This window comes from Pseudonocardia sp. SID8383 (assembly GCF_009864975.1).
Classification (GTDB): Bacteria; Actinomycetota; Actinomycetes; order Mycobacteriales; family Pseudonocardiaceae; genus Pseudonocardia; species Pseudonocardia alni.
Map to the genome: position 1 here is coordinate 1 of NZ_WWFY01000815.1, position 4,375 is coordinate 4,375.

At 74.5% G+C, this 4,375-nt stretch carries 5 protein-coding genes; all 5 read right to left on the bottom strand.

What is annotated here, in order from left to right; genetic code table 11:
• Positions 1 to 717 (bottom strand): methyltransferase domain-containing protein (locus GTW08_RS19820; protein WP_161152362.1); only part of this gene is annotated, 717 nt, incomplete at its 3' end.
• 24 nt (positions 718 to 741) lie between these two features.
• Positions 742 to 1,854, bottom strand: coding sequence for a glutamate 5-kinase (proB, locus tag GTW08_RS19825; protein ID WP_073578057.1), 1,113 nt, complete (start codon positions 1,852 to 1,854; stop codon positions 742 to 744).
• Positions 1,855 to 1,861: 7 nt separating this feature from the next.
• Positions 1,862 to 3,361 carry a GTPase ObgE gene (gene obgE / locus GTW08_RS19830; RefSeq protein ID WP_073578058.1) on the bottom strand — a complete coding sequence of 500 codons (1,500 nt, stop codon included), beginning with the start codon at positions 3,359 to 3,361 and terminating at the stop codon, positions 1,862 to 1,864.
• 120 nt (positions 3,362 to 3,481) lie between these two features.
• On the bottom strand, positions 3,482 to 3,739 hold the full coding sequence (rpmA, locus tag GTW08_RS19835; RefSeq protein ID WP_020624745.1) for a 50S ribosomal protein L27: 258 nt from the start codon (positions 3,737 to 3,739) through the stop codon (positions 3,482 to 3,484).
• A 12-nt stretch (positions 3,740 to 3,751) separates the two neighbouring features.
• Positions 3,752 to 4,057: a 50S ribosomal protein L21 gene (gene rplU, locus GTW08_RS19840; RefSeq protein WP_020624746.1), complete on the bottom strand. Its 306-nt coding sequence runs from the start codon at positions 4,055 to 4,057 to the stop codon at positions 3,752 to 3,754.
• Positions 4,058 to 4,375 lie beyond the last annotated feature (318 nt).

Below are 4,375 nucleotides of genomic sequence, written 5' to 3' on the forward strand. Positions count from 1 at the left end.
GCCGCAGGCGGGCTGCACCCGCCACCGGCCGCCCGGCAGCGCGACCTCGGCGCCCGAGTCGGCACCCTCCCCGCGCAGCCGGACGAACGCGCAGCTGCGCACCGACCGCGAGTGCAGCCGTCCCGGAGCGGTGTGGGCGAACGCCACCGACAGCTGGCTGCCGCGCACCGTGAGCGGCAGCAGCAGCCGGCCGCCGGGCGCGAGCTGGGCGACCCACTCCGGCCGGACGCCGGTGGAGCCGACGGTCAGCTCGATCCGGTCGTAGGGCGCCGCGGGGGGGTATCCGAGCGCCCCGTCCCCGACGACGACGTCGACGTCGTCGTACCCGGCGGCGTCCAGGTTCGCCCGGGCCCCGGCGACCAGGTCGTCGTCGATGTCGAGGGTGGTCACGGCCCCGTCCGGACCGACCAGCTCCGCCAGCAGCGCCGCGTTCCAGCCGGCCCCCGCACCGATCTCCAGCACCCGGTGTCCCGGCCCGGCCTCCAGCTGTTCCAGCATGATCGCGACCATCGACGGCTGGGAGACCGAGCTGACCGTCACGCCGTCGTCGACCTTGATCGGGACGGCGACGTCGGCGTAGGCCCCGCCGGGGTCGAGGGCCGGCAGGAACAGGTGGCGCGGCACCGTCTCCAGTGCCGCGCGGACCGCGGGGGTGCGCACCCGGCCGTCGCGGACCAGGGACGCGACCAGCGCGGAACGGGCGCGGTCGGCCGACATGCGGGCATTGTGCCCTGCCGCCGTCTAGAGCAGAACGAGGTCGTCCGCGTGGACGAGCTCGCGCCGCTGCTCGGGCGGCAGCTCGCGGGTCCGGCGGCCGATCATGTGCGGCAGCTCGGTCGCGTCGTAGGAGACGACACCCCGTGCGATGGCCCGTCCACCGGGGGCGAGCAGCTCGACGACGTCGCCGGCGTCGAAGTCACCGGACACGCCGTGCACCCCGGCGGCGAGCAGCGAGCGGCGACGGCGGCGGACGGCCTCGACCGCGCCGTCGTCGAGGTCGAGGGCCCCACGGACGTCGGCGGCGTGCCGCAGCCAGAACCGGCGGGCACCCATCCGGGTCCCGGCGGCGCGGAACACGGTGCCGACCTCCGGGCCGTCCTCGGTGGTGGCCAGGGCATCGGCGATCCGGTCGGCGGAGGTCAGCAGCACCGGGATCCCGGCCGCCGACGCCATCGCGGCCGCCTCGACCTTGGTGGCCATGCCGCCGGTGCCCAGTCCCGACCCGGGGCGGGTGACGCTGACCCCCGCGAGCTCGGCCGGGTCGTCGACCTCGGTGATCAGCGACGTCCCGGGGTCGCGCGGGTGGCCGTCGTAGAGGCCGTCGACGTCGGAGAGCAGCACGAGCGCGTCGGCGCCGACGATGTGCGCGACGAGCGCGGCGAGCCGGTCGTTGTCGCCCACCCGGATCTCGGCGGTGGCGACGGTGTCGTTCTCGTTGACCACCGGAAGCGACCCGAGCTGCAGCAGCCGCTCCAGGGTGCGCTGGGCGTTGCGGTAGTTCGAGCGGCGGATCATGTCGTCGGCGGTGAGCAGCACCTGCCCGATGCCCTGCCCGTGCCGGGCGAACGACGCCGAGTAGGCGTGGGCGAGCAGCAGCTGCCCGACCGACGCGGCGGCCTGCTGGGTCGCCAGGTCACGCGGCCGGCGTCGCAGCTGCAGCGGCGCGAGGCCGGCCGCGATCGCCCCCGAGGAGACGAGCACGACCTGCGCACCGGCGGCGCGACGCCCCACCAGGGCGTCGACCAGGGCGTCGAGCCGGGCCGGGTCGAGACCACCGGTCAGGCTCGTCAGCGACGACGACCCGACCTTCACCACGATCCGCTTCGCCGCACCCAGTGCGGCGCGCGTGCTCACGCGGGTCTCACTCCTCGATCTCGTGGTCCGACGAGTAGCGGGCGCCCGCGGCGAGCTCGGCGTCGGACAGGTGGTTCCGGCGCGCGCCCCGGGCGCGCTTGCGCTCGGCGGCGCCAACCCGGTCGTTGCCCTCCAGCCGGATGTCGGTGCCGCGCCCGGTGAGCAGGGCGGCGACGCCGGCCGGGGTGGACGGCTCCCAGTCGAAGGTGACCTGGCCGACGGTGACCGGGCAGCCGGGGACGGCTCCGGCCTTGGCGAGCGCCTCCTCCACGCCGAGCCGGGCGAGCCGGTCGGCGAGGTAGCCGACGGCCTCGTCGTTCTCGAACGCGGTCTGGCGGATCCACCGCTCGGGGCGCTCCCCGCGCACGATGAACCCGCCGTCGAGCTCCGGGTCGGGCGTGATGGTGAAGCCGGTGTCGTCGACGGCGCGCGGGCGCAGCACGATCCGGCTCGGCTCGGCCTCCGGGCGCGCGGCACGGGCCGCGGCGACCCGCTCGGCCATCGCGAAGCTCAGCTCCCGCAGCCCGGCCCGGGACGCGGTGGAGATCGCGTACACCGGCCAGCCGAAGCGCTCGGTCAGGTCCTCGCGGACCATGTCGACCAGGTCCGCGGCGTCCGGGACGTCGATCTTGTTGAGCGCGACCAGGCGCGGGCGCTGGTCGATCCGCTCCCCCAGCGCGCTGGTGCCGAGAGCCTCGGCGTAGTGCGCCAGCTCGGTCTCCAGTGCCTCGATGTCGGACACCGGGTCGCGCTCGGTCTCGAAGGTCGCGCAGTCCACGACGTGCACCAGCACCGAGCAGCGCTCGATGTGGCGCAGGAACTCCAGGCCGAGGCCGCGGCCCTCGGCGGCACCCGGGATGAGGCCGGGGACGTCGGCGACGGTGAAGGTGTCGTCCCCCGCGCTGACCACGCCGAGCTGGGGCACGAGGGTGGTGAACGGGTAGTCGGCGATCTTCGGGCGGGCCGCGGACAGGGCCGCCACCAGCGAGGACTTGCCCGCGCTGGGGAACCCGACGAGGCCGACGTCGGCGAGGCTGCGCAGCTCCAGGGTCAGCTCGACCTCGTCGCCGGGCTCACCGAGCAGCGCGAAGCCGGGGGCCTTGCGGGCGGCGGAGGACAGCGCGGCGTTGCCGAGCCCGCCCCGTCCGCCCTCGGCGGCGACGAACCGGGTGCCGACACCGACCAGGTCGGCGACGACCTCGCCGCCGGCGTCGAGAACGACGGTGCCGTCGGGGACCCGCAGCTCCAGGTCCGGGGCGTTCGCGCCCTGCTTGAACGCACCCTGCCCCTGGGTGCCGTTCTTCGCCTCCGCACGGGGGCGGTGGTGGTAGTCGAGCAGCGTGTGCACACCCGCGTCGACGACGAGCACGACCGAGCCGCCCCGGCCGCCGTTGCCGCCGTCGGGGCCGCCGAGCGGCTTGAACTTCTCGCGGTGTACCGAGGCGCAGCCGTTGCCCCCGGCACCCGCGGTCGCGTGCAGCACGACGCGGTCCACGAACCGGGACATGACGGTGCTCCTGTCGTTGTCGTAACCGCGGCGGGGCCGCGGTGGGTGGTGACACGACGAACGGCGGGCCCCCCGTTACCGGGGTGACCCGCCGTCGGCGTCGCTGTGCTGGCGGGTCGCTCAGACCTCGGCCGGCACGATGTTCACGGTCTTGCGGCCGCGCTTGGAACCGAACTCGACGGTCCCGGCGGCGAGGGCGAACAGCGTGTCGTCCTTGCCGCGCCCGACGTTGACACCCGGGTGGGTGGCGGTGCCGCGCTGACGGATGAGGATCTCGCCGGCCTTGACCGACTGGCCGCCGAAACGCTTCACACCCAGGTACTGGGCGTTGGAGTCGCGACCGTTACGGGAGCTGGACGCACCCTTCTTGTGTGCCATGACGCGGGCTCCTTACTTGCCGATCGCGGTGACCTGGACCTTCGTCAGGGGCTGACGGTGCCCCTGACGCTTGTGGTACCCGGTCTTGTTCTTGAACTTGTGGATCCGGATCTTCGGACCCTTGGTGTGCTCGACGACGGTGGCCGTCACCGCGGAGGTGAGGCCGCTGGCGTCGGTGGTCACCTGGTCGCCGTCGACGAGCAGAACGGCGGGCAGAATGATCTCGGCGCCGGGCTCACCGTCGAGCTTCTCGACGGTGACCACGTCGTCGACGGCCACCTTGTACTGCTTGCCGCCGGTCTTGACGATCGCGTACATCGCTGACGCACGACTCCTGAACATCGGGGGCGCATCTGGTGCGCTCGGGCTTTCACAGCTCGCGCCGGTCCCCGGCGCGCACACCACGGCCCCCGTGCCGAACACTGTCGTGTGCAGAGGCGTGGCTTCTGTCGGTCAAGGTTACGCGACCCCGTCGGAGTGCTCTCCGCCGGGGTCGCCGTCACCCTCCGTCCTGGGGCGGACCCGCCGGACGGGAGGCCGCCCGGCGTGGACGGCGGGTACGGGTGACGGCCGCGGCGGGCTCCGGCTGCGCGGCGACGGCCGGAGCGGCCGCCGTTCCCGCGTCGGCCGGTGCCG

Excerpts from the sequence above, each read along its gene's own strand:
- obgE (WP_073578058.1), bottom strand. The coding sequence starts at position 3,361 with ATGTCCCGGTTCGTGGACCGCGTCGTGCTGCACGCGACCGCGGGTGCC.
- rpmA (WP_020624745.1), bottom strand. The coding sequence starts at position 3,739 with ATGGCACACAAGAAGGGTGCGTCCAGCTCCCGTAACGGTCGCGACTCC.
- rplU (WP_020624746.1), bottom strand. The coding sequence starts at position 4,057 with ATGTACGCGATCGTCAAGACCGGCGGCAAGCAGTACAAGGTGGCCGTC.